Origin of the sequence: Acinetobacter sp. Q186-3, from assembly GCF_013420655.1 — a bacterium.
Classification (GTDB): domain Bacteria; phylum Pseudomonadota; class Gammaproteobacteria; order Pseudomonadales; family Moraxellaceae; genus Acinetobacter; species Acinetobacter indicus.
In genome coordinates, this window is the sequence record NZ_VOXS01000004.1 from 82,635 (window position 1) to 106,388 (window position 23,754).

Annotated in this window: 19 protein-coding genes; 13 read left to right on the plus strand and 6 right to left on the minus strand. The window is 47.9% G+C overall.

The window, feature by feature from the left end; all coding sequences use genetic code 11:
- Positions 1-283 precede the first annotated feature (283 nt).
- Complete coding sequence (gene prfA / locus FTT64_RS05045; protein WP_005178710.1) at positions 284-1,372, plus strand: peptide chain release factor 1; 1,089 nt, start codon at positions 284-286, stop codon at positions 1,370-1,372.
- A complete protein-coding gene (gene prmC / locus FTT64_RS05050) occupies positions 1,372-2,199 on the plus strand; it encodes a peptide chain release factor N(5)-glutamine methyltransferase (RefSeq protein WP_075166875.1) in 828 nt (275 codons plus the stop codon). Before prfA ends, prmC begins: the two co-directional genes overlap by 1 nt.
- On the opposite strand, the gene FTT64_RS05055 is transcribed toward prmC, so the two are convergent.
- The 3 genes from FTT64_RS05055 to FTT64_RS05065 all read right to left on the minus strand — a co-directional run bounded on the left by FTT64_RS05055 (position 2,196) and on the right by FTT64_RS05065 (position 4,850).
- Positions 2,196-3,107 (minus strand): bestrophin family protein, encoded by a 912-nt coding sequence (locus FTT64_RS05055; protein WP_005178708.1) that lies wholly within the window; start codon positions 3,105-3,107, stop codon positions 2,196-2,198. The two genes, prmC and FTT64_RS05055, sit on opposite strands and share 4 nt — an antisense overlap.
- A 149-nt stretch (positions 3,108-3,256) precedes the next feature.
- Positions 3,257-3,607, minus strand: coding sequence for a hypothetical protein (locus FTT64_RS05060; RefSeq protein WP_005178707.1), 351 nt, complete (start codon positions 3,605-3,607; stop codon positions 3,257-3,259).
- A gap of 223 nt (positions 3,608-3,830) precedes the next feature.
- Positions 3,831-4,850 carry an AraC family transcriptional regulator gene (locus tag FTT64_RS05065; protein WP_104491604.1) on the minus strand — a complete coding sequence of 340 codons (1,020 nt, stop codon included), beginning with the start codon at positions 4,848-4,850 and terminating at the stop codon, positions 3,831-3,833.
- A 159-nt stretch (positions 4,851-5,009) separates the two neighbouring features.
- On the opposite strand from FTT64_RS05065, the gene FTT64_RS05070 reads away from it, so the two are divergent.
- The 3 genes from FTT64_RS05070 (at position 5,010) to FTT64_RS05080 (ending at position 9,034) form a co-directional block, all read left to right on the plus strand.
- Positions 5,010-5,780: a 3-hydroxyacyl-CoA dehydrogenase gene (locus FTT64_RS05070; protein ID WP_005178702.1), complete on the plus strand. Its 771-nt coding sequence runs from the start codon at positions 5,010-5,012 to the stop codon at positions 5,778-5,780.
- Between the two features lie 178 nt (positions 5,781-5,958).
- Positions 5,959-7,095 (plus strand): acyl-CoA dehydrogenase family protein, encoded by a 1,137-nt coding sequence (locus FTT64_RS05075; protein WP_168384383.1) that lies wholly within the window; start codon positions 5,959-5,961, stop codon positions 7,093-7,095.
- A 298-nt stretch (positions 7,096-7,393) separates the two neighbouring features.
- Positions 7,394-9,034, plus strand: coding sequence for an AMP-binding protein (locus tag FTT64_RS05080; RefSeq protein ID WP_180182103.1), 1,641 nt, complete (start codon positions 7,394-7,396; stop codon positions 9,032-9,034).
- Between the two features lie 181 nt (positions 9,035-9,215).
- Here the strand turns inward: FTT64_RS05080 and FTT64_RS05085 are convergent, their stop codons facing one another.
- On the minus strand, positions 9,216-9,716 hold the full coding sequence (locus FTT64_RS05085) for a pyridoxamine 5'-phosphate oxidase family protein (RefSeq protein WP_005178694.1): 501 nt from the start codon (positions 9,714-9,716) through the stop codon (positions 9,216-9,218).
- Between the two features lie 293 nt (positions 9,717-10,009).
- On the opposite strand from FTT64_RS05085, the gene FTT64_RS05090 reads away from it, so the two are divergent.
- From FTT64_RS05090 to FTT64_RS05105, 4 genes are all read left to right on the plus strand, one after another.
- Complete coding sequence (locus FTT64_RS05090; protein WP_104488920.1) at positions 10,010-10,783, plus strand: HesA/MoeB/ThiF family protein; 774 nt, start codon at positions 10,010-10,012, stop codon at positions 10,781-10,783.
- A gap of 59 nt (positions 10,784-10,842) precedes the next feature.
- Positions 10,843-12,141: an AarF/ABC1/UbiB kinase family protein gene (locus tag FTT64_RS05095; RefSeq protein ID WP_075166870.1), complete on the plus strand. Its 1,299-nt coding sequence runs from the start codon at positions 10,843-10,845 to the stop codon at positions 12,139-12,141.
- A 118-nt stretch (positions 12,142-12,259) separates the two neighbouring features.
- The gene (gene folB, locus FTT64_RS05100) at positions 12,260-12,640 is read left to right on the plus strand and encodes a dihydroneopterin aldolase (RefSeq protein ID WP_016659086.1); all 381 of its coding nucleotides are present in this window, start codon (positions 12,260-12,262) and stop codon (positions 12,638-12,640) included.
- Positions 12,597-13,034 (plus strand): 2-amino-4-hydroxy-6-hydroxymethyldihydropteridine diphosphokinase, encoded by a 438-nt coding sequence (locus FTT64_RS05105; protein WP_005178682.1) that lies wholly within the window; start codon positions 12,597-12,599, stop codon positions 13,032-13,034. The genes folB and FTT64_RS05105 overlap by 44 nt, the downstream gene beginning before the upstream one ends.
- Positions 13,035-13,203: 169 nt before the next feature.
- On the opposite strand, the gene coq7 is transcribed toward FTT64_RS05105, so the two are convergent.
- Together coq7 and FTT64_RS05115 are read right to left on the minus strand one after the other, a co-directional pair.
- Positions 13,204-13,839, minus strand: a complete 636-nt coding sequence (gene coq7 / locus FTT64_RS05110) for a 2-polyprenyl-3-methyl-6-methoxy-1,4-benzoquinone monooxygenase (RefSeq protein WP_005178679.1) — start codon at positions 13,837-13,839, stop codon at positions 13,204-13,206.
- A 4-nt stretch (positions 13,840-13,843) separates the two neighbouring features.
- A complete protein-coding gene (locus tag FTT64_RS05115; RefSeq protein WP_016659084.1) occupies positions 13,844-15,163 on the minus strand; it encodes an MFS transporter in 1,320 nt (439 codons plus the stop codon).
- A 177-nt stretch (positions 15,164-15,340) separates the two neighbouring features.
- Here FTT64_RS05115 and FTT64_RS05120 point away from each other — a divergent pair, with 177 nt between their 5' ends.
- The 4 genes from FTT64_RS05120 to FTT64_RS05135 all read left to right on the plus strand — a co-directional run bounded on the left by FTT64_RS05120 (position 15,341) and on the right by FTT64_RS05135 (position 23,632).
- The gene (locus FTT64_RS05120; protein ID WP_104488918.1) at positions 15,341-18,091 is read left to right on the plus strand and encodes an autotransporter assembly complex family protein; all 2,751 of its coding nucleotides are present in this window, start codon (positions 15,341-15,343) and stop codon (positions 18,089-18,091) included.
- 21 nt (positions 18,092-18,112) lie between these two features.
- The gene (locus tag FTT64_RS05125; RefSeq protein WP_180061427.1) at positions 18,113-22,624 is read left to right on the plus strand and encodes a translocation/assembly module TamB domain-containing protein; all 4,512 of its coding nucleotides are present in this window, start codon (positions 18,113-18,115) and stop codon (positions 22,622-22,624) included.
- A gap of 107 nt (positions 22,625-22,731) precedes the next feature.
- A complete protein-coding gene (locus tag FTT64_RS05130; protein WP_016659081.1) occupies positions 22,732-23,091 on the plus strand; it encodes a hypothetical protein in 360 nt (119 codons plus the stop codon).
- Positions 23,092-23,362: 271 nt separating this feature from the next.
- The gene (locus FTT64_RS05135; RefSeq protein WP_005178664.1) at positions 23,363-23,632 is read left to right on the plus strand and encodes a hypothetical protein; all 270 of its coding nucleotides are present in this window, start codon (positions 23,363-23,365) and stop codon (positions 23,630-23,632) included.
- Positions 23,633-23,754 lie beyond the last annotated feature (122 nt).

Below are 23,754 nucleotides of genomic sequence, written 5' to 3' on the forward strand. Positions count from 1 at the left end.
ATATGGAGAGGCACCTTCATAATTCAGTGCTTTGGTTTCGGCTTTGTATAAGTTGTATTAAAACTGTCGATTTTATCGGCAGCCCAGACTTTAAATTGAAAGAGGCAGGATGCATCTCTTGCACGCTGTAGCGTATTTGCCGGATTTGGCCATCAACCGCGCAGTTTCTGCTACGAATAAAGATGTTATTTGCCGGCCAGAATCGTTAAACTATGGCAATTTTTTGATTTCGCTGGCCTTATTGAATTAGGGTGACAGCCTGTATATTGAGATAATTTGCACAATGAAAGAATCGTTACGTTTACGATTAGATCAACTTTCTGACCGTCACGAAGAATTAACGGCACTCTTGGCCGATGCTGAAGTCATTTCCGATAACAAACGCTTTCGCCAGCTGTCGCGCGAACACAATGACCTGAGCGAAATTACCGAAGTCTGGGGCAAATATACCCAGGCCGAAGCCGATATTGAAACGGCTGAAGCAATGCTGTCCGATCCTGACTTTAAAGAGATGGCGCAGGAAGAGATCAAGGAAAACAAGGCACTGATTGAACAGCTGGAAGCGGATTTAAACATCCTGATGATTCCTAAAGACCCGAATGATGCCAACTCGGCCTATCTGGAAATTCGTGCCGGCACCGGTGGTGATGAAGCGGCAATTTTCTCCGGCGATTTATTCCGCATGTACAGCAAATATGCCGAATCTCAAGGCTGGCGCATTGAAGTGCTGTCAGAAAACGAAGGCGAACACGGCGGTTATAAAGAAGTGATTTGTCTGGTTAATGGTGACGGGGTCTATGGCCGCCTGAAATTTGAAAGTGGCGCACATCGTGTCCAGCGTGTTCCGGCAACTGAATCGCAAGGCCGTGTACATACGTCCGCCTGTACCGTGGCCATTTTGCCTGAAATTGATGTCGATACCACGGTGGATATTAACCCGGCAGATTTACGTATTGATACCTACCGCGCGTCGGGTGCCGGTGGTCAGCACGTCAACAAAACTGACTCTGCGGTGCGTATTACCCATATTCCAACCGGAACGGTAGTGGAATGTCAGGAAGAACGTTCGCAGCACAAGAACAAAGCCAAAGCCATGGCCTTATTGGCCTCACGTCTGGAAAATGCCAAACGTGCCGCAGCAGATGCTGCCACTTCGGAAATGCGTCGTGACCTGGTCGGTTCCGGTGACCGTTCCGAGCGTATTCGCACCTATAACTATCCGCAAGGGCGGATGACCGATCATCGTATTAACTTAACTTTATATAAGTTAGATGCAGTGATGGAAGGTGATTTAACCGAATTGCTGGACAGCCTGCACCGTGAATATCAGGCCGATCAGCTGGCTTTACTTGCCCAGCAAAATGGTGGCTAATGAAAATTGCCGATGCACTGGCCATTCGTGGCGTAGCAGACAGCTACGAACGTCAGGAAAATCTCTGGCTACTGGAGCATATTCTAGGTTTATCTGCCTTGGCGCTGAAATATCAGGCCGATCGTGAGCTAAGCCCAGAACAGGAACAGCAATATCTTGCGGGTATTGCCCGGATTGAAGCAGGTGAACCCTTGGCCTATGTCACCGGTTCACAGCCATTCTGGACACTGGATTTAAAAGTCACACCAGATACCCTGGTGCCAAGACCAGATACCGAAGTACTGGTAGAAAGCTGTTTGCAACTGGATTTACCGGCACAAGCGGCGATTATCGACTTGGGTACCGGCACCGGTGCGATTGCCTTGGCCTTGGCATCGGAACGTCCGGATTGGCAGGTGACTGCAACCGATATTTATCCGCCGACTCTGGCGGTTGCCAAAGAAAATGCGCAGACGCATAACTTGGAGCGGGTAGAGTTTAAGCTGGGCGCCTGGTTTGCTGCTTTAGGCGTTCCTGCCGAGCCGAGGTTTGATCTGATTGTGTCGAATCCACCGTATATTGCGGCTGATGATGTACATATGAAAGATTTGGCCACCGAACCTGAACGGGCCTTAGTGGCGGCCAAGCAGGGCTTATCTGATCTTGAGATTATTATTCAGCAAGGCAAGCACTGGTTAAAACCGCAAGGCTGGATTGCTGTAGAGCATGGTTATGATCAGGCAGTAGCTGTGCAAAATATCTTTAACGATGCCGGTTTTGTTGCGGTACGCACCATTCTGGATTATGGCGGTAATGATCGGGTGACTATCGGCCAACTCGGCGATTAAGTCAGGTTGCCTTTAATCGCCTGAATGGCCGGAGGTAATTCTTCACCCAAGGCACTCAGCATTTCCCGTTCGATTAGCCGGACCATGGCACTCAGTGGCAGGTCATTGTCTTGCAGGCCAAACGGTTCTTCCAGCTGTTCGCTTAAGGCATCCAAGCCCAAAAACAGATAGGCAATCAATCCCACCAGAATGGGGGTCCAGATACCTAAATTCGCCTCTAAACTAAAAGGCAGAATAAAGCAGAAACAGTACACGGTGCGGTGTAGCAATACCGAATACGAAAACGGCAAAGGTGTGGTCAGAATCCGGTCACAACCGGCCTGAATATCCCCTAAGCTGATAATGTGCTTGTTCAGGCCATGATAGACAATATCTGACAGTTCGCCGCTGTGCAGGGCCTTGACCAGATCTTTCTGAATCTGTTCCAGAATAAACTGGGCGGCATTAATATGCCCAAACAGCGCCTGATAATCGGCCGGGCTTAAATTGACCTTGTTATGATAAAAATCAATCGGCTCATTCTGGGTGCGCAGCCGGTTTTTCAGTAAATTGCTAAACAGCATTACCCGATACATCAGCACCTGACGTTCGGCGGGCGGCAACACATAGGAATCACGGGCAAGATGGCGTGAGGTGGCAATCAGCTGCCCCCATAATTTGCGGCCTTCCCACCAGCGTTCATAACTGGCAGTATTTCTGAAACTGAGGAAAATCGACAGGATAACCCCGAAAATGGTAAAGCCAATCGCGGGCACGGCCGGCGCCTGTACATAATGATGCGAGGACAGATAGACCAGCACGGTGGAAATGAACACCACCATCATTAAGGCCGGCATGACCTTGGGCAAGATGGTGCCTGACCATGCAAAAAGTAATGCGAAACTGTTGCTTTTATCCCGAATAATCATAGTGCTTCTGCGCGGATGCTCAGCCGTAGTGTTCCATAGCCGGACAAGGCAATGCAAGCCGTATACGTTGGGATGATTCAGTATAATCCAGTCAAAAAAAGTGACGCCGTAGCGTCACTTGAATAAGGCGTTGGGTAACTGCTCAAGATTTACATTGGATAATCTTGCAGACAGTCAGATACTTCCACTTGAGCCAGGCTATCGGTTTCTAAAGCCAGACACAGCGCTACAATTTTTGCCGTTTCGCTCAGGTTTTCATCTTTAAGTGCTAAGCCTGCTTGTAAGGCGTGCAGATCTTCCTGAGGAATATCTAAGGCTTGTGCCGCTTCTAGCGCATCTTCACGATCAAAAAATGCCGCCATCGCATTACGTAACTGATCTTCAGAGGTGTTGAGAATGCCTTGATTCAGCAATTCATCAAGTTGCTCTGAAGGAGTAGAAAGTGCGTGATTAAAATTTTGAACCAGATTTTGTGCAAGCACATCAATCATCTTAAGCATGGGAACCTCTAAAGATGGAGTACAACAAGGAGGAGGAGGGATTACAGCCAAAATTGCATAGAATCTATGCGATAAATTGAGTGAAAATTAATCTATTTTGGTGTGATTGGCAATGCTGTTACGATGAATGACCGGTTCAAATACTGCACTTGAAATGCCAAGTGCTTCATATTGCAACTTATATTTAAAAGTTCTGAGTTAAAAATATCAGCATAAATAACGGCTAGCTTTGATTCTGCCGGTAGGCCCCCGGATTTAAGCCAGTCCACTTTTTAAAGGCTCGGTGAAAGGCACTTGGATCATGAAAATTCAGCCGTTCACTAATATCTTGTAGCGATAGCTCGGTTTTCGAGAGTAGTTCAATCGCGGTATCGCGGCGGATTTCATTTTTCAGTAGCTGATAGCTGGTACCTTCCTGTTTTAAACGGCGCTGAAAAGTGGCGCCTGACATATTCAGTTGTCGGGTCAGTTCATGCAGTTCCAGCCATTCACTTGGCGGACGCTGCATCAGTTGTTTGCGAATCATCGTGCTTAACGCATGCGGATTTTTAAAACGCACCAGCAGGTTATACGGGGTTTGCTGTAAAAAGCGTTTCCAGCTGCGCTCATCCTGCTTGATTTTTAGACCCAAAGCCTGCGCATCAAAATAGATTCGGTTGTCGGGTTGTTCATAGCGAATGTTTTCACAAAAGCGCACCCGATAATCTGCATCATCGCTTGGAGCCGGGCATTTTAGTTCGATTTTTTGAATGGCAATGCGCTGTCCACTGAGCCAGCAGATCAGGCTATGCACCAGCATTAAATAAGTCGCATAACTGAACATGGCTTTGGGCTGCGCCCGATCATGAAGGGTCAGCACAGCAGCATCTTTGTTGAGCTGCAGTTCCCCGCGCAGATCATCCAGAATCAGGTTGAAAAACTTTAGAATCTCTTTCAGTGCGGTTTCAATGGTATCGGCAGAGTAGACCCATTTGGACAATAAACGATAACTGCCACGGCGCAGCGGATGGCTGTCCATACCAAAAAACTCATCATTCATGGCATCGGCCAGGGCAATCCACAGCTGCCCATATTGCAGCACCGACACCCGCGCTTTGGCCGAATGCATCAGCTCCAGCGGAATACCGGCCCGGGTCAGAATGGAGTGAATTTCCACCCCTTGCTGCTGGGCGGCTTGCAGTGCTTCATGCACCAGTGCAATAGAAATGGTGCCTTTACTATAATGCAAATGGGATGGCGTCATCGCGTGTCTATTCAATTTAAAATTATGTTAAAAATGCTATTGTTCAAAGGCATCATGCAGGATGCTGTATTTGGAAATTGTACTCAAGCTGGAGTCTGATTACTCTGCATCTTAAGTCGAGTATGTGTCATTGATAACAAAACTATTTGGGAAAATAAAATGAAGATTCAAGGAAAAGTATGTGTGGTTACCGGTGGTGCATCTGGTTTGGGCGCTGCTACTGCACAGTATCTGGTGGAGCAGGGGGCCAATGTCATTCTGGTCGATATGAATCAGGAGCTGGGTACGCAAATGGCACAGCAATTGGGTGAAAAAGCCCAGTTTAAGGCGCTGGATGTGACCGATGAAGCCGCGGTAGAGCAATTCTTTGCCGAGATTGAGCAGCACTATGGCCAGTTAAATGGTCTGGTCAACTGTGCCGGCATCGCACCTTCAGCCAAAGTGCTGGGCAAAGAAGGCTTACATAGCTTAAGCATGTTCCAGAAAGTGCTGGACATTAATGTCAGTGGCAGCTTTAACATGATTCGTTTTGCTGCGCAGCTGATGGCCAAATATCAACTGCAAGCTGGTGAAGAAGAGCGCGGTGTAATTGTCAATACCGCTTCAGTGGCGGCGTATGAAGGACAGATTGGTCAGGCGGCCTATTCTGCGTCCAAAGGTGCGATTGTGGCGATGACCTTGCCGCTAGCGCGTGAACTGGCCCGTGAATCGATCCGCGTGATGACCATTGCACCGGGGATTATGGAAACACCAATGCTGAAAGCCTTTCCACAGCATGTGCAGGATGCTTTGGGGCAGATGGTGCCATATCCACCGCGTCTGGCTAAGCCACATGAATTTGCCCAGTTGGTAGGACAGATTTTTGAAAATGGCTATTTGAATGGTGAGGTGATTCGTCTGGATGGTGCGATCCGGATGCAGCCTAAATAAGTACAATGCTTAAAAAAGCAGCCCTTTGCTGGGTTAAATAAATAGCCTAAGTAAATAAAAATAAGATAAACCCATCTGGTCTGGTTGTCGTGCTGATGCTGCAGCTAGACCATCCCCCAAGTTTTTAGATCAGCCAGCGAACTTCAGCCGAATCCAACGTAATGAGAACGAGAAAGCAATGATTTTAAATGAACAACAAAAAATGGTTCAGGACATGATGCGTAGCTATGCGCAGGAGAAATTGAAACCGACCGCAGCCGAACGCGATAAAACCGCACAGTTTCCGGCACAGGAACTGAAAGAGCTGGGCGCTTTAGGTGCACTGGGTATGACTGTATCGGAACAGTGGGGTGGTGCCGGTCTGGATTATATCTCGCTGGTACTGGCTTTAGAGGAAATTGCCGCAGGAGATGGTGCGATTTCGACGATTGTGAGTGTGCAAAACTCTTTACCGTGCGGCATCATTCAGCGTTATGGCACTGAAGCGCAAAAACAGCATTATCTGACCAAACTGGCGACCGGTGAATGGTTAGGCTGTTTTTGCCTGACCGAACCGCAAGTCGGTTCCGATGCCAGTGCCATCGAATGCAAGGCTGAACGTGATGGTGACAGCTGGATATTAAATGGCACTAAGCAGTTTATTACCACTGGTAAACATGCGCAGCTGGCTTTGGTCTTTGCTGTGACCGATAAATCTGCTGGCAAAAAAGGCATTTCCTGCTTTTTGGTCCCGACCGATAACCCGGGATATATCGTGTCGCGTTTAGAAGACAAGATGGGGCAGCATTGTTCCGATACGGCGACTATTGTGCTGGATCAATGCCGTATTCCAGCTGATCATCTGCTCGGTCAGGAAGGCGAAGGCTATAAAATTGCTTTGTCCAATCTGGAGTCAGGCCGGATCGGGATTGCTGCCCAATCGGTGGGAATGGCGCGTGCTGCTTTAGATGCCGCCGTGGAATATGCCAATGAACGTAAAGCCTTTGGGGTTGAGATCGTGCAACATCAGGCAGTGGCTTTTCGTCTGGCCGATATGGCCACGCAAATTGAAGCGGCGCGTCAGTTGATTTTGCATGCAGCCAGCTTAAAAGATGCCGGTTTACCGTGTTTAAAAGAGGCTTCGATGGCCAAACTGTTTGCTTCAACCATGGCAGAGCGCGTCTGCTCCGATGCCATCCAGATTCATGGCGGTTATGGTTATGTGTCCGACTTCCCGGTAGAACGGATTTACCGCGATGTTCGGGTTAGCCAGATTTATGAAGGTGCTTCGGATATTCAGCGTTTGGTAATCGCCCGGGCTGTGACCCAGCCTTAAACCGGCGTTGATACAGCAATATGTCCAAACACGGCATCACGATTGAGGCCAATGGAAATTGCAGTGGTGCCCTCCTTATGCTGAACTGAAGCATAAGATGTTATTCATCATCTAACCCATCTCCCATGTGAAGACCGCTTTGCATGGGTACAATCTAAAAATAGCCGTATAAGAAATAACCCTGCAGTCGGATGGACTGCAGACCATCAGCCCGATGGCATGAAAACAACAAGGAACACGTTCTGCAATACGGATGTTTTTGCAGATCAATCGCCCCGAAGGATAAGAGGTTGCCCCCATGAAAACGTTGCAAGACGCCTATCAAGATTTTAATTTGGAACAACTGATTGCTACTCAGTTACAGGGAACGGCACAGGCACTGAATGCCTATACCGAATGCTGTGGCCGATATTCTGGACAGCAGCACACCGCTTTGATCTGGGAAGGTAAGCAGGGTGAATCAGCCCGTTGGAGCTTTGATCAGCTGGCTGAGGCTTCGGGCAAGCTGGCCAATTATTTTCAGGCCATGGGTTTAAAAGCAGGCGACTGTATTGCCGGTCTGCTGCCAAGAACTCCGGAATTGCTGATTACCGTATTGGCCACCTGGCGGATGGGCGCGGTCTATCAGCCGCTATTTACGGCCTTTGAATCGAAAGCGATTGAACACCGGCTGGAGGCTGCCAATACCCGCTTTATTGTGACCCATACCGAGCAGCGCGCCAAACTCAGTTCATTGCAGCAGATTGGTATATTAACCGTCGGTGCTGAAGCGGCTGGAACAGGTGATGCCGATTTCTGGCAGCAGCTGAATCAGCATTCTGCCAGTTTTGAGCCGGTACTGCGCAGCTTTGAAGATGACTTCCTGATGATGTTTACTTCCGGTACCACGGGTCTGGCAAAATCGGTGCCGGTGCCTTTAAAAGCCTTGCTGGCCTTTAAAGGTTATATGCAGTATGCGGTCGATTTACGTGCTGAAGATTCGTTCTGGAATCTGGCCGATCCGGGCTGGGCCTATGGGCTGTATTATGGCATTACCGGGCCGCTCAGTCTGGGGCACAGTATTATCATGGATGAACGACCATTTAGTGTCGATCATGCACTGGAAGTCATTCAAAAATATCAGGTCAGCAATTTGGCCGGTTCACCAACAGCATTTCGTATGTTCTTTGGCTTTAAAGAAAAATTTGCCGGTGCACCTAAAACCTTGCGCGTGGTCAGCAGTGCCGGTGAGCCACTAACCCCAGAAGTTATTCACTGGTTTAAACAGGATCTCGAGGTCAATGTTTACGATCAGTACGGACAAACTGAACTGGGCATGGTGATTGCCAATCATCATGCACTGGAACATCACAAAAAAGTCGGCTCGGCCGGGTATGCCATTCCGGGACATCGTTTTGCAGTATTGAATGCACAGCATCAGGAAGTCGCCGCGGGTGAGATTGGCACGCTGGCGCTGGATGAATCACAATCTCCATTAATGTGGTTTAAAGGCTATGCTGGGCATAACCGTAAATCCTTTGTGGGTCAGTATTATTTAACTGGTGATACGGTGCGTTTAAACGAACTGGGCGGGATTGATTTTATTGGGCGTGCGGACGATGTCATTACAACTTCAGGTTATCGGGTCGGACCGTTTGATGTCGAAAGCACCTTGCTGGAATGTGAGGAAGTGCTGGAATCAGCGGTTGTCGGTAAACCGGACCCGGCGCGTACTGAAATCGTTAAAGCCTTTGTGGTGCTAAAAGCACAATTTGCTGCAAGTCCGGCACTGGAACAAAAACTACAGCACTATGTGCGTTCACGTTTATCCAAACATGCTTATCCGAAAGAGATTGAATTTGTCGAGGCTTTACCCAAAACCTCCAGCGGCAAGATTCAACGCAATATCCTTAAGCAGCAGGAAATTGATAAACAGATACTGTTGGAAAAAGTCAGTTAAGAGGAGATAGAAGACAATTAAAATTATTTAATTTATGTAATTTGTATGTCATTACATTTGGTTTCTTGATATTGATTTTTATCAGTTTTATTTTTATCTATAAAAAGTCACGCAAGAATCTGCAAAATACAGGTCAAAGCGTGACTTTTTTTATGGCTATTTCAAGGCGTATATGTGGCTGTTATAAATCCATTTTCTGGTGTTCAGAATTGGGTTCACCAGTTTTACCGGTCAGATTGCCTTTCAGTACTTTAAATAACTGGGTGACTTTATTGTCGGTGACATTCCAGTATTCGGCACTAATCGCTTCTGCCACCAGAACACGCACCGAAGGATCATCCTTGCCGTTAAACCAGTTTTCCGCCCATGGATTCCAGAGCTGATCAATCAGGGCACGATCGGTACTGATTTGCGCATGTGCACTCATCGACACATAAATCCCGTCTGAGGGTTTGGAGAACGCCAGACCAATCTGGTTACGGCCGCTGGTCACTGCTGTAACCAGATCATTGCTGTCACGCAAAATAAAATACAAATTCTGACGTTCATGCAGCTTTTCAGAATTGAGCATGGTCATTGGCTGTGCATGAATTTCTTGGGTTTCGGTGTGGTGACTGATCATGGTGAAGCGTACATCTTTAATCAGTTCCCATAATTTGTCGCGGTTATGTTGATCGTTCATGTGCTTTGCTCCTGATGCAGTAAATGCGCTTTTACGCAAAAGAACTCATTCACAAGCAGAGTAAAACGATTTTTGTGCTTCGCGTAGCGGTCTCACCTAACTCATACAGATTCAGGGTAAAACAATATCTGCGCTCAACAAAAGCGCATCAGGCAAGACAGTTGTTTACATATCATTCAGACCAAGAGGTTATACATAAAACGAAGGGCGGCGAACACCGAAAAAACAGTGGGTAAGGCTGTTAAAAAAAATCAATCGAATTACACTATAGCCAGCAAAAAACAGGAAGATAAATGGTGACACTTGAGGATAACTGGCAGGAACTGAGCGATGCAGAAATGCATTTATATAGTCGCCAGATTTTGCTGGATGGCTGGGATATCGAAGCGCAGGAAAAATTAAAACTGGCCAATGTGCTGATTGTCGGCTGTGGTGGTATCGGCTGTAGCAGTGCCGAACTGTTGGCGCGCGCCGGGGTCGGAAAAATCACCCTTATTGATGCCGATACGATTGAAGTCAGTAACCTGCAACGTCAAATTGCCTATAGCGCAGAAGATCTAGGTTTTTATAAGGCCGACATTCTGGCCAAGCGTCTGCAAAAGATTAATCCGTATATTCAGGTACATGCCATCACAGCCAAACTGGATGACAGCAATGCCGCCGAACTGATTGCCCAGCAGGATCTGGTTTTGGATGGCTGCGATAATTTCAGTACCCGCTATCTGGTCAACCGTGTTTGTGTGCAGCATCAGGTGGCGCTGATTAGTGCCTCGGCTATTGGTTTTCAGGGCCAGCTGTTTATGGTGGAAGGCGATTCGGCTTGTTATGAATGCCTGTTTCCAAAAGAAGATCAGGCCAATGAAAGCCTGCGCTGCGCCGATTCCGGTGTGCTGGCCACGACTCCGAATGTGATGGCCAGTTTACAGGCGCATCATACCTTGATCTATTTAGGACTGGGAATTGCTGCGTTAAAACAGAAGCTGCTGCTCTGGGATGGGCTGAGTTTAAAACAGCGCCTGCTGGCATTTGAAAAAGACCGAAATTGCCCATGCTGTCAGGCAAGATAAATCTATCTGACATCAATTTTTTGCTACACTGACTCAAATTTAATTTCATCGAAGACATTATGAAAAACAATATCTGGTTAGATGGCCTTCGTTCCGTGGCGCGTATGGGCGAAACGGCGGTCGTGGCGGCCAAAGCCGGCCTGAAATATGCGACTGAAAAACCCAGCAACGCCAAACTGATGCGTGAAACCTTTGAATCGCTCGGTTCAACCTATATCAAGCTGGGACAGTTTATTGCCAGCACGCCATCTTTGTTTCCACGTGAGTATGTGGAAGAGTTTCAGGGCTGTTTAGATCAAACTCCATCATTACCGTTTAGCTATGTACAGCAGGTGCTGGCTTCAGAATTCGCCGGGCGTGATTTAGGCGAAATTTTTGCCTCGATTGATGAAACCCCACTGGCTTCGGCTTCTATTGCCCAGGTGCATGCTGCCAAGCTGGTCTCGGGCGAAGATGTGGTGATTAAAGTCCAGAAGCCGGGTGTGGAAACCATTTTATATACCGACCTGAATGTATTGCATTGGGCCACCAAGTTGCTGGAAAAAGCCGTACCAAAAGTGAAATTCGCCTCTCTGGCCGATATTGTCGAAGAAATTAAAGTCCGTATGGTGCGCGAAGTCGACTTTATTGAAGAAGCCAAAAACCTGGATGATTTTGTCAATTATCTGAACCTGACCCAGAATCAGGCTGCAACAGCGCCGAAGGTTTATCATCAGTATTCCACTCGCCGGGTGTTGACCATGCAGCGTCTTTTCGGGGTGCCTTTAACCGATTTTGAAGTGGTAAAACAGTATGCCAAAGACCCGTCGCAGGTGTTAATTACCGCCATGAATACCTGGTTTGGCAGCCTGATGATGTGTAACAGTTTCCATGCCGACCTGCATGCTGGCAACCTGATGCTGCTGGAAGATGGCCGCGTCGGTTTTATTGATTTTGGTATTGTCGGGCAGCTGAAGCCTGAAGTCTGGACGGCCTGTATCGCCTTTATGGATGCCTTGCAGAATACCGACTACACGCTGATGGCGGAAAACATGCTGAAAATGGGCATGACCGATACCCAGATTGACACTAAAATTCTGGCGCAAGATTTGGAACGTCTGTTTAGTGGTGTACTGCTGGCCGATCCACAGGAAATCCTCAGTTCAAATCCGGCCGATTTAAATGACATCATGATGGATATGGTGGCGGTTGGTGAACGTCATGGCATCCGTTTCCCGCGTGATTTCGCGCTGCTGTTCAAGCAAATGCTGTACTTTGACCGTTTCATGCGTATCCTGGCGCCGTATACTGACATTTATGCCGACCAGCGCTTGCAGATGGTACAAAGTATGGACCCGAATCTGCTGCTCAAACATTAATTTATAGACATCGCCCAGCTTTTATATAACAAGCTGTTGCTGCTACATCGCAAAGTGACACGTGATGCTAATGTAGCAGGCAGGCGATGATTCACGTTATACACGCCCGAGTAATCCGATGGACGCAATTATTATTGAAGGCTTAAAGGTCGAAACAGTGGTGGGCTGTTTTAACTGGGAGCGTCAGATTATCCAGCCTTTGCTGCTGGACTTAAGCATTCAGTGCAGTCTGGAGCAGGCTGCCTGTTCTGATGAACTGGAAGATACCCTGAACTATGCCGAAATTTGCGAAATTTCTGCGCAAGTGATTCAGGCCGCTCAGCCAAAATTGATTGAACATGCAGCAAAGCTGGTGCTGGATGCACTTTTTGCTCACTATCCTACAGTTGAATCGATTATGATTAGCATCCGTAAGCCTGCCATTATCCCGCAAGCCCAATCTGTAGGAATTCGTCTTGAACGCCACCGAAACGATTTTCGCCCTAGCACTGGCGAGTAATTCTCATCCTGAACAGCATTTTCAACAGGCATTTGCTGCGCTGTCGCGTTTGGGGCGTTTGCAGTGTTCCTCGATTTATCTGATTCCGTGCCGGGATGGGATTGGTGCGGATTACTGGAATGCCGCCTGTCTGCTCAAGAGTGAACACAGTGTCGAGCAGATTCTGGCCTTGCTAAAACAGTTAGAAGCAGATTCCGGGCGGGTACGACCTTCACATCAAATCAGTTTAGATGTGGATTTAATTGCTTGGGGGACAAGCCTGGAGCAAATGCAATTTAATCCGAAAAAATTACCGCTGGCTCTGGATGTAAAAATCCCGATGTTCGAGCTGTGGCACAATGCGGCATTTGCTCATCAGCCCCATCCATTTCCTGTAATTCAATGTTCAGCGTGAAGATGACATGATTTATCAGCAAGCCCGGTTTTTATACCGGGCTTTTTAAATTAAGTAGATAAATTGGTCGTGTTGATTTTACTTAAGCTTGCACACGCATGATAAAACAGCCTGCGAGGATGCAGGCTGTTTTTGGAATCTTTCATCAAACATGATGAAGATAAAACGCTTAAATATAATAACTGGTCTTGGTCATCAGTTTTGAAATACCGGTCATAGCAATACGTACAGGCGCAGGGAGATCAACCCCGCCTGCATTTAGCGCCGTATCACGATGATGCAGCTCATCCTCGTTCATTTGTTCCAGAATTTTGCGCGAGCGTTCATCATGTGCTGGCAATTGACGAATATGATCTTCTAAATGCAGGCTGACCTGACGCTCAGTTTCAGCGACAAAACCTAAGCTATATTTGTCTCCGGCAATTCCGGCAATAGCGCCCATGCCAAAAGATAGTCCGTACCAGACCGGATTGAGCAGGCTGGTATGGCTATCCAGTTCTTTTAAACGGTCTTCACACCAGGCCAAATGATCCTGTTCTTCAATGGCGGCCTGTTCCATTTCGCGGCGTACATTCGGGAGCTTCGCTGTCAGTGCCTGACCATGATACAGCGCCTGCGCACAAACTTCACCACTATGATTGACCCGCATTAATCCCGCCACATGACGCGCTTCACTCACTGCTAATTGAGTTGGAGTATTTTGCCCAGGATTATCGCGCTGAGCCGAGGTGACACCCGGAACCAGGCTGCGTAAGGCCTGATCAAATGAATGAATAAACTTGTCGAGACCGGTGTAATGACGCATGAATTTAATCCTCCAGAGGGTCTGCTGCAGTATCAAGCATAGACTTGAGTTTAAACAAGAGCCAGATGGTGAATATGGCGCTTAAAACAGCAGTAATACAAAACAGAATTTTAAGGTCAATTTGCAGCACGCTTAAAATAATAATCGAGAAGATGGCTGAAGAAACCATAAAAATCGCATTTAAAATGTTATTGGCTGCCACCACCCGGGCACGATGCGAGCGCGGTGAATAGGCCTGCATCATGGCATATAGGGGCACAATATAAAAACCACCGCTAATACCGAGCAAGGTCACGGCTAGCATCACATGATAATAACTCCAGCCTTGCTGAAAGACTTCACTTAAGCCCAGCAGTTCGCCAGTTTGTGGTGGTACAAAGGCCAGTGCAGCAGCCAGATAAAACGCAAATACGGTTAAACCGACCGCACCAATCGGCACCATCTTGATATTTACCTCGGTGCCGCCAATTTTACGACAGAGTAATGAACCGACACCAATCCCGACCGAGAAGAAAGTTAGCAATAAGCTGACCACATTTTCAGAAGCATGCAGGTTTTGCTGGGTCAGCTGCGGAATTTGGGTCAGATACGTCGCGCCATAAAACCAGTACCAGGAGTTACCGAGTAAAATCAGAAAAATCAGCGGCAGGTTTTTGGCATATTTTAAGGTTTGAATACTGGTACGGAAAAAGTTCCAGTCCACCTGTAACTGCGGTGCAGCAATCGGCTGTTTTAAAATAAAACGGCTGGCAAGATAACCGACCACGGCAATAGCCAGCACGGTCAGGCTGATCCAGAGTAAATTACCAGCGGAGAGGGAAATCACCGCGCCGCCTAGAATCATCCCGACCAGAATGGCAATTGAAGTGCCGGACTGGAACAGCGCATTTCCCGACATCAACTCATTCGGTTTCAGGATTTCCGGCAAAATCGCATATTTGATTGGACCAAAAAAGGTCGATTGGGTACCCATTAAAAACAGGGCAAACATCAGCAGCCATAAGTTGCCAATCAGGAAGCCGACCGTGGCCAGTAACATCACCGCAATTTCCAGCAGTTTTAAATAACGCACCAGCTGCGAGCGTTCATATTTATCGGCAATTTGTCCGGCTGTGGCCGAGAAAATAAAATAGGGCAAAATGAACAGCAGTGCTGCCAGATTATTCAGGGTGCTGATACTGCCAGATTGCTGACTGATCCAGCCATAGGTAATCACCAGCAGCAAAGCCTGCTTAAACACGTTGTCATTCAGCGCGCCCAGAAACTGGGTACAGAACATGGGCAAGAAGCGTCGTGTGGCTAGCAAATTTTCATTTTTTTCCATAAGAAGTGGACTTCATTAGTTTTATTAAGAAATGTGACCAATTGATATAATTGCCCGAAAATCATGTATGATATTTTGCAGTGTTTTCACTGTTGAAAAAATCCAATAAATTAGAGTCTGTTAGCGAACATTTCATTGCGGATTTTTCCATTAAAAAGATTAAATTTAGAGTTTTCTATGCTTGTGAACCGAACTTTTAAAAAGTCTGCGCTGTCTAACAGTATGCATGCCATAATTCAGTGGAGGCATTCCAGACAACTTTGTCTGAGCATCTTTTTAAGTTTAGTCGCACAGCAGGGCTTTAGTCAAAATCCTCCCGCAGTGGCGGAACCGGCGAGCGATCCGGTCGCATCGGCCGACATGAAACAGGAAATTCGCGATCTGGCGCTCAGCCAAGGCAAAGATACCCCTGAAGAATTAGAAAAAATTGAGAATTTTCAGGTGCCCAGCACTGAGCCGGACAGTCTGGAGATGTTGCAACAGCAGCAAAATAGCAGTGAACCGATAGCCGCTTTTCAGCCAATTGAACTGGAAAATCTGGATGATTTACCGGTAATGCCGGTCGATGCCAATATGGCCGCAGAAATTTTCCAGATCGCTGAACAGGCCAAACAGGAAGCACGCCAGTATCGCGCCGAGCAGAATACCGAAGTACTAATTAATGATGCCACCCAGCAGGAACTGGCCGAAATTAACCAGTCTCCGGTCAATGTCGACCAGCTCATGGACAGTATTCGCGCCGACAGCCAGATTGTGGTGGAAGCCAATACCTCCGGCCGAACCCTGACGGAGTTGGGCCTGAATACAGAAGTGGCCGATGCCGATAAACCGGGGTTTTTCCGGCGCTTGCTGTATAAGGTACGTCCACCGCGTGAGTTAAATACTGCACGGGTGCCCCGGATTAGTGCCGATGTGGTGATTACCGGCGCCGAAAATAGTGGTGAAGTTTCCGCAGAGGCCTATGCCACGGCACTGGAAAATCTGCGTGCCAATGTGCGCGGCAAACTGTCCAGTTTTACCCAGGAATCTTTTGCCGATTTTCCCTCGGCTTTACCACAGCTGCGTTCTTTATCTAATCAGGCGGCACAGGCCGTCGGCTTTTATCATGCCGAATTCAAGTTTGAAAAGCTGAATGACAGCCGGGTGCGGGTTCTGGTCACACCAAATACACCGGTGCGTGTGCAGGAGCAGAATATTGAATTTAGCGGCCCAGGTGAGAATCTGGCACAGTTCCAGGTAATTCGCGTCCTGCCCGATCAGGATGTGGGCGATGTGTTTCACCACGGTCTGTATGAAGAGACCAAAACCCGGATTAATGATGCTGCCTCCAATAACGGTTTCTTTGATGGCTATTGGCGCCTGCATGACGTGAAAGTGGCGCAGCCGCAAAATACTGCCGATATTAATCTGCGCTATGAAACCGGCGAGCGTTATACGTTGGGGCCGGCCCAGTTCCGGATGAGCGATCCGAGCAAAGAATTTCCTCTGGATATGGATATTCTGGAAAGCATGGTGCCGTGGGAAGATGGCGCCGATTATACTTTCTGGCGGGTCAACGGTCTGGCCAATAACCTGACCAACTCACGTTATTTTAACTATACGTTGGTCGATACCATGCGTCCCGATCCGCTGGAACGCCCAACAGAGTTGCCACCGGATATTCAGGCCCTGGTTGATCAGCGCAAACTTTCCGCTGAAGACTTCCAGCCGGTTCAGGACCAGAAAGATTTAAGCTCGACTGAAGAAGTGACCCAGTCAGTGGTGGATGAAGACCAGTTTGCCGGCACTCAGGAAGCCGAGCAGAATGAAAACATCCGTCAGCTGCGGGTCGAACAGGAAACCCAGCAATCAGAAGAAGAGCGGCTAAAAGAACAGGCACGTCTGGAAAAGAAAATTCCGGTGATTGTGACTTTGAACGCCGATAAGCTGAACAGTGCAGAAGTCGGTGCCGGTTATGGCACAGATACCGGAATGCGTGTACGTGGCCAGTATCGCCGGGCCATTGTTAACCGTCGTGGTCACTCCTTCGATGCCAACCTGGAACTGTCTGAAATCCGCCAGTCTTTAGATGGCCGCTATAGTATTCCCTATAATCATCCACTGAATGACTATATTACCCTGGTGGCCGGTTATGAACGTGAAGAGCGTAGCGATGTTTCTGCCGGCAATGACCTGTTAATTGAATCGGCAGTGGCCGGCGCCGACCGGATTATTAAAAATCCGCGTGGCAGCTGGCAACATGCTTATGGTCTGCGTTACCGTCTGGACCGTTTAACCCAGAACGGTGTGGTCGATATTGACAAGATTCCTGACGCCTTTATTGGCAATGGTTCCACCGAACAGCAGTCTTTACTGTTTGGTTATGAACTGTCGCGTACTGACAGCAGTCCGCGTGTCAATCCAACCCGTGGTTTCAAGCAGATTTATAAAGTTGAACTCGGCAGTGAAAGCCTGTTGTCCGATGCCGATATGGCAATTTTAAATGCCGGCTGGCGTTTTATTTATTCTCTGGGTGAAAATAACGATCATCAGTTTGTTGGTCGTGCCGATCTGGGTTATATCGTGACCGAAGATTTTAGCAAAGTGCCTTATAATCTACGTTACTTTGCCGGTGGGGATCAGACCATTCGCGGTTTTGACTTTAAGAGCCTGTCTCCGCAAATTGATGGCTTTAAAATTGGTGGACAAGCACTTGGGGTGGGCTCACTGGAATATAACTATCAATTCAGGGAAGGCTGGCGCGCCGCAATTTTTAGCGATTTTGGTAATGCCTATGATGCCGATTTTAGCAATCCGACCGAATACAGTGTCGGTTTAGGGGTACGCTGGGCATCACCAATTGGCCCGATTCGGGTCGATGTCGCTTCGGGCATTTCGGATGAGAATCATCCAATTCGTCTGCATTTCTTTATTGGCTCGCAATTATAAAATTAAGATTTAGAGAGAACTATGGCTGAAGTTGAACAGCAACCAAATACACCCGCGCCTGTACCCAAAAAGCGCAGAATAGTCAGAAGTGCCTTGTTGTCACTGCTGTTTATGGTGGTGTTGCTGGTATCGGCTTTGGCAATCATGTTCTCGACCGACCGTGGCAGTAAATTCCTGCTCGACCGGGTGCTGGAACGTCAGCAGATCATTCAGTATGAATATGAAGGCGGAAACTTATTACGCGGTATTATCCTGCGCAATATTCTGGTTACGCTAAAATCAGTCGATGTCAAAATTGACCGCGCTGATGTCATGCTGGGCTGGCGCGCCGTGCTGAATAAGGAAATCCATTTTACCCATGCCGATGTGCGTAATCTGCAAATTACCACCAAAGGACCGCCAAGTGATGGACCATTCAAGTTTAATGAAATCCGTCTGCCTTTTGTACTCCGGCTTGATCATGCCGATCTGGACCGTTTGCTGATTCAGACTTCAGGTGGCAGCAAAGTCAATTTTTATGATGTGATCCTGAACGATGCGCTGTGGTCGGGCACCAAACTGGAATTTGAAGATTCCAGTATGCGTATGGATTATCTGTCGGTCAAAAATGCCAGCGGCGATATGGATTTTTATGGCAAATATCCGCTGAATGCCATTGGTGATGTGAATTTACCTTCGTTAAACAACAGCCTGAATATTCATGATATTAAAGTCGTCGCCAAAGGGTCTTTAGATACCGTTCAGGCCGGGGTGGCGACCTATACGCCCGATTTGCTCACCGGTTGGGTGGTGCTGCATCCGATGCGTAAAAATGTGCCCATGTTTGGCGAGCTGCAGTTCAATCAATACCATTGGCCGCTGTTACAAGATTGGGAGCTGTATACAGAAGACGGCACAGCCAAGTTTAAGGGTGATATTAAACGTCTGGATTTAGATGTCGCTACCGATCTGACGGGTAAAGATCTTCCAAAAGGACAATATACCGCGCTCATGCATACCGATCTGGTCAATCAGCTGAACATCAGCAACTTAAATGGCCAGCTGATGCAGGGCGCCGTGAATGTGGCTGGTGTGGTCGGCTGGAACGAGCGCGTCAGCTGGGATATTACCGGTCGCCTGGACAAGATTAATCCGAAAGACCCGCTGATTCCGCAAGTGGTGCAGGATTTTCTGCCGCCAAGTCTGGATGCTCAAATTGCCTCTAAAGGCCATTTAGAAAATGGAACTCATCTGACGGCGCAGGTCGATTTCGACCGCTATGAAACCTGGAACCTGAAACTGGATCAGAATGCGCCGAAAAACCGCCAGCCAAACCCCATGGTACTGGATGTGCGCTGGAACAATATTGACCGCGCGATGCCTTATATTGGCTGGTTATCCAGTGAATCGGGTGATGTGCAGATGGCCCTGGTCGAAGGCCAGCAAAAGATTTTTGTCGCAACCCAGGTGGCGCAGCATGAGCAGGGTGCTTTACCAGCGGGCATGTATAAGGCTGAGCTGAATCTGAAGAACAATAATCTGGATGTACCAAGCTTTAGTTATAACGCCGGCGCCAGCACCTTGACGGGCCGTGCGCTGATTGAACTGCCAACCGACAAACGCCAGCTCAAATGGAATGCTACCTTAAACGCGGATAATTTTAATCCGAAAATCATTGCTGATGCTGCTCCGGTCAATCTGCTGAATGGCCGTTTGCAGGCCAATGGTTTTGCCCGTCCAAACCAGCAGATTATTCATTTAAACAATATTGATTTACGCGGTCGTCTGGCCGAGCAGGATGAAACGGTGCATCTGACCGGGAACAGTACCGTGGCCTTGCTGTTTCATGATGAGCGTGCGGGTGGCGGCTTCAAGAGCTTTGCGGTCAATTATGATGGCGCACTCAACAGCAGTCTGCTGCAAGCCAGTCAGGGCAGTTTAAAGCTGAAACTGTCCGGTACACCGGAGCTGATCAAGATTTCAGACCTGCGTCATGACGGTGTGGCCGGGCAGATTCTGGCCAATGGTATGCTGAACCTGAAAAATGGCATTGGCTGGAACCTGAACGCCTCTTTAATCCGCTTTAAACCGCATTATTTTGTCTCGAGTGTGCGCGGCGAGCTGTCGGGCAATGTACGTACCCAAGGGGTTTGGTCAGATCAGCTTAAACGCATCAATATTGAAAAGCTCAATCTGGCCGGCATGATCAACAATAAACCGGTACGTGGTACCGGTAATCTGGCCCTGTTGATGGATGCCAATCAGCAAGGTTTCCTGCCGCAGCAGTTTGAGGCCAATAATTTATATCTGGCCTATGCCAAGAACCAGATTCAGGCTACTGGTAATGCACAAAACCTGAGAATCAAACTGAATGCACCAGCACTGTATGAACTGTATGCCGGTTTGCGTGGCCGTGCTTATGGCTATTTAAATGTGCAGTCGCAACCACGTTTGCAGGCCACCGCCAATCTGGTGGTCGATGATTTTGGTTTAAATAACCTGTTTAGCGTGCGCAAAATGCGTTTACGCGGTGAATTGCCGACCTCGGAAAATACCCCAACCTTGCTTACGGCCAGTCTGGAAAATTTACGTAGCGGCAACCGTGAAATTCAAAAAGGCGAGATTTCACTGGCTGGTACCCGCCAGGCGCATCTGCTGAAAGTGAAAGCGGAAAACCGTTTAAGTAGCTTCTATGTGCAGCTGGCCGGCGGCTTTAATGCTGAAAATAACTGGCTGGGTCAAATCCAGAAAGGTGATTTTGACTCCTTAAGAACCCGTCTGGTGCAGCGTCAGAATGCCTCGGTCATCTTCCAGACCAAAACCAGTGATCTGTTTGTGGGTGCGCATTGCTGGATGAGCCAGCAAAGCCAGTTGTGTTTTGACCAGCCAATTCGGGTCAATAAAAACCGAGGCAATGTGTCCTTTGTAACCCGCAATGTCGACCTGAACGATTTTGCCGCCTTTATGCCGGAAGGTCTGGCGATTACCGGTAAAGTCAATGGACATGCCAAAGCCTCCTGGGCACAAGGCCAGCGGCCAAAAATTGATGCACGTCTGGTAACCCGTAATGGGGTCATTGGTCTGGCAGGTGATGACCCGCAAGAACTGGGTTCGACCTTAAGCTATGATCAGGTGGCTGTGGTGGCTAAAAGTATTGCCGAAGGTCTGCAAATTCGACTGGATGTGAAAACCCCGGAAATTGGTGCCGGTTATGCCAATGTTATTATTGATCCATATACCGAGCGTAAGCCGATGCGCGGTGAAATTGCCTTTAATGAAGTGCAGTTAAAAGTCTTTAAGCCGTTTATTGCCGATGTGCGTTCTATGGCTGGGGTATTGTCCTTTGCCGGTAAGGTCGGCGGTACGTTAACCCAGCCATTACTGACCGGTGAAATGCGTCTGAAAGATGGTGCCATCAGCATGATTTCCCTGCCGGTGAACCTGACCAATGTGCAGCTGTATTCCTCGATTCGACAGGATTCGGCCACAATTAATGGCGCATTTAACAGTGGTCAGGGCGTGGGACATTTAACCGGTCATGTTGACTGGAAAGGCGTACCGAAAATTCAGCTGAACTTAAAAGGGGATAATCTGCTTGTGCGTCAGGCGCCGCTAATTACTGCCATTGTGACGCCGGATTTATCCATGGAGGTTTTCCCGACTCAGAAACGTTTAAGCTTAAATGGCAAGGTCGATGTGCCGCGTGCGTTAATTTCCATGCCAGAAGCTTCCGATCCGGTGGTGAATCTGTCTTCGGATGTGCGTGTGGTGCATGAAGGGCAAGACCAGCTGGCGGTATTACGCTCTGCGCGTCCTTGGGATATTCGTGCCGATCTGGAACTGAATCTGGGCGATCAGGTCATCTTCCAGGGCTTTGACAGCCGTATTCCACTGGTGGGCCGTCTGTATCTGAGTCAGCGTGGTCTGGAAACCGCCATGCGCGCCAATGGTGCAATTGGGGTTAGCCAGCGCGTCAAGATTGAAGCCTATGGCCAAAGTCTGGATTTAAACCGTGCCATCGCCCGTTTTAATGGACCATTAGCCAACCCGAGTCTAGATATTGATGCCAACAAGAGCGTACAGGGCAGCGTAGTCGGGGTGCGGGTGACCGGAACGGCTTCTGGTCCGAATATTCAGGTCTATAACGATGCCGGCTTGTCCGAGCAGGAAGCACTAAATGCCCTGATTACCGGCCGGATTAACGAAGGTGCCAGCGGTTTAAGCCAGACCGACAGTTTCCGTTCCGATGTCAACAATACCATTGCGGCGGCAGGTATCAGTCTTGGTTTAGGCGGCACGCGTGCCCTGACCAACCAGATTGGGCGTACCTTTGGTTTAAGTGGGTTGGCTTTAGATGCACAGGGTACGGGGGATGATACCCAGGTCAGCCTGACCGGTTATATCACTCCGGATCTGTTTATCCGTTATGGCGTGGGCGTGTTTACCCCGGTGAACAAGCTGACCTTGCGTTATCAGATGAACAAACGTCTGTATCTGGAAGCCAGTCAGTCGCTGGAACGTGCCGTGGATATTTTCTATAACTGGCGTTTCTAAGCCGTCTATTCTGAACTTGAAAATGCGCTCAACACGGGCGCATTTTTTCTGGCCGATTTCTCATTCACGATAACTTTGATTATCATAGCGGAAATAGGAGAGTATGCATGAACAAACTATTCGCTTTGGCTGCCGTAATTGCATTGGCTGGCTGTGCAGAGAAAAAGCCCTTAACCCCGGAAGAGCAATGGAAAGGTTACTGTACCAGTGTTGGCAATGCAGCACGAACCATCATGCTGGATCGTCAAAATGCCATTGAAAAAGATCAGGCACTGGCCCATGCGGACAAAGTAGAAGATGAAACCACACGCAAATTTATTTTTGAGATTATTGAAACGGTCTATGCCATGCCTGAACAGGAAGTGAAGGGTGATGTAGATGCCGCGCGTGAGAAAATTAAAACGCAATATACAGAAAAATGTCTGGCTACGCCGTATGACGAAATGCCGGATTATCGACGTTTTTAAGTCATGAACCTAAAATGCCAGATGACATATCCGTAATCTGGCATTTTTTTGTGCTCACTATTTCTGCATATAGATAACAATAATCAAAATTCGCTGCGTTGATTTATATTTTAAGCAGATATTGAGTCTGCTATTTCTTCCTCTACTTACTTCTAAATAGCCTAAGCAATATAAATATATATTGTGACACTTTTCTTTAGCACCAATATAGAAAAGCTTATCTTTTTAATGAATAATGGATTTAACAATAGCCAGAAGAAAGGAGCACATCATGGACGTGATTGGTTATCTGCATCATGCAGATTTGCTCTTGGAAGATGAACAGGGCGTGACCATTATTGGCAATAGCAACTATGTGCTCAGTATTGGAGATAAAGTCTATTTTCAACAACTTATTGATGCTGACAGCAAGCGTTATCAGGTCAATATCTCCTTTGCCAGTGCCGGGCATAGTACCCTGCATGAAGATGAAATTCAGGTCAAATTTGAGGGCAGTCGCGAACATCTGCAGCAATATTTAAACAGTACAACGGTACACTAAGGTTGAATAGTAATTGGAACCCGGAAAAGGCAGCATAGTGTTGCCTTTTTTCTATTTAGAATTCGGTTAAAGTGGATTAAAAGCAGCAATGACGGGTCTAAACGTGCTCCGCTTGATTATTG

Bases quoted from the DNA above. Each gene is read 5' to 3' on its own strand.
- FTT64_RS05095 (WP_075166870.1), top strand. From the start codon at position 10,843: ATGAAAAACAATATCTGGTTAGATGGCCTTCGTTCCGTGGCGCGTATG.
- FTT64_RS05135 (WP_005178664.1), top strand. From the start codon at position 23,363: ATGGACGTGATTGGTTATCTGCATCATGCAGATTTGCTCTTGGAAGAT.
- FTT64_RS05090 (WP_104488920.1), top strand. From the start codon at position 10,010: ATGGTGACACTTGAGGATAACTGGCAGGAACTGAGCGATGCAGAAATG.
- FTT64_RS05065 (WP_104491604.1), bottom strand. From the start codon at position 4,850: ATGACGCCATCCCATTTGCATTATAGTAAAGGCACCATTTCTATTGCA.
- FTT64_RS05075 (WP_168384383.1), top strand. From the start codon at position 5,959: ATGATTTTAAATGAACAACAAAAAATGGTTCAGGACATGATGCGTAGC.
- FTT64_RS05115 (WP_016659084.1), bottom strand. From the start codon at position 15,163: ATGGAAAAAAATGAAAATTTGCTAGCCACACGACGCTTCTTGCCCATG.
- folB (WP_016659086.1), top strand. From the start codon at position 12,260: ATGGACGCAATTATTATTGAAGGCTTAAAGGTCGAAACAGTGGTGGGC.
- prmC (WP_075166875.1), top strand. From the start codon at position 1,372: ATGAAAATTGCCGATGCACTGGCCATTCGTGGCGTAGCAGACAGCTAC.
- FTT64_RS05085 (WP_005178694.1), bottom strand. From the start codon at position 9,716: ATGAACGATCAACATAACCGCGACAAATTATGGGAACTGATTAAAGAT.
- FTT64_RS05120 (WP_104488918.1), top strand. From the start codon at position 15,341: ATGCTTGTGAACCGAACTTTTAAAAAGTCTGCGCTGTCTAACAGTATG.
- FTT64_RS05080 (WP_180182103.1), top strand. From the start codon at position 7,394: ATGAAAACGTTGCAAGACGCCTATCAAGATTTTAATTTGGAACAACTG.
- FTT64_RS05060 (WP_005178707.1), bottom strand. From the start codon at position 3,607: ATGCTTAAGATGATTGATGTGCTTGCACAAAATCTGGTTCAAAATTTT.
- FTT64_RS05070 (WP_005178702.1), top strand. From the start codon at position 5,010: ATGAAGATTCAAGGAAAAGTATGTGTGGTTACCGGTGGTGCATCTGGT.
- coq7 (WP_005178679.1), bottom strand. From the start codon at position 13,839: ATGCGTCATTACACCGGTCTCGACAAGTTTATTCATTCATTTGATCAG.
- FTT64_RS05055 (WP_005178708.1), bottom strand. From the start codon at position 3,107: ATGATTATTCGGGATAAAAGCAACAGTTTCGCATTACTTTTTGCATGG.
- FTT64_RS05125 (WP_180061427.1), top strand. From the start codon at position 18,113: ATGGCTGAAGTTGAACAGCAACCAAATACACCCGCGCCTGTACCCAAA.
- FTT64_RS05130 (WP_016659081.1), top strand. From the start codon at position 22,732: ATGAACAAACTATTCGCTTTGGCTGCCGTAATTGCATTGGCTGGCTGT.
- prfA (WP_005178710.1), top strand. From the start codon at position 284: ATGAAAGAATCGTTACGTTTACGATTAGATCAACTTTCTGACCGTCAC.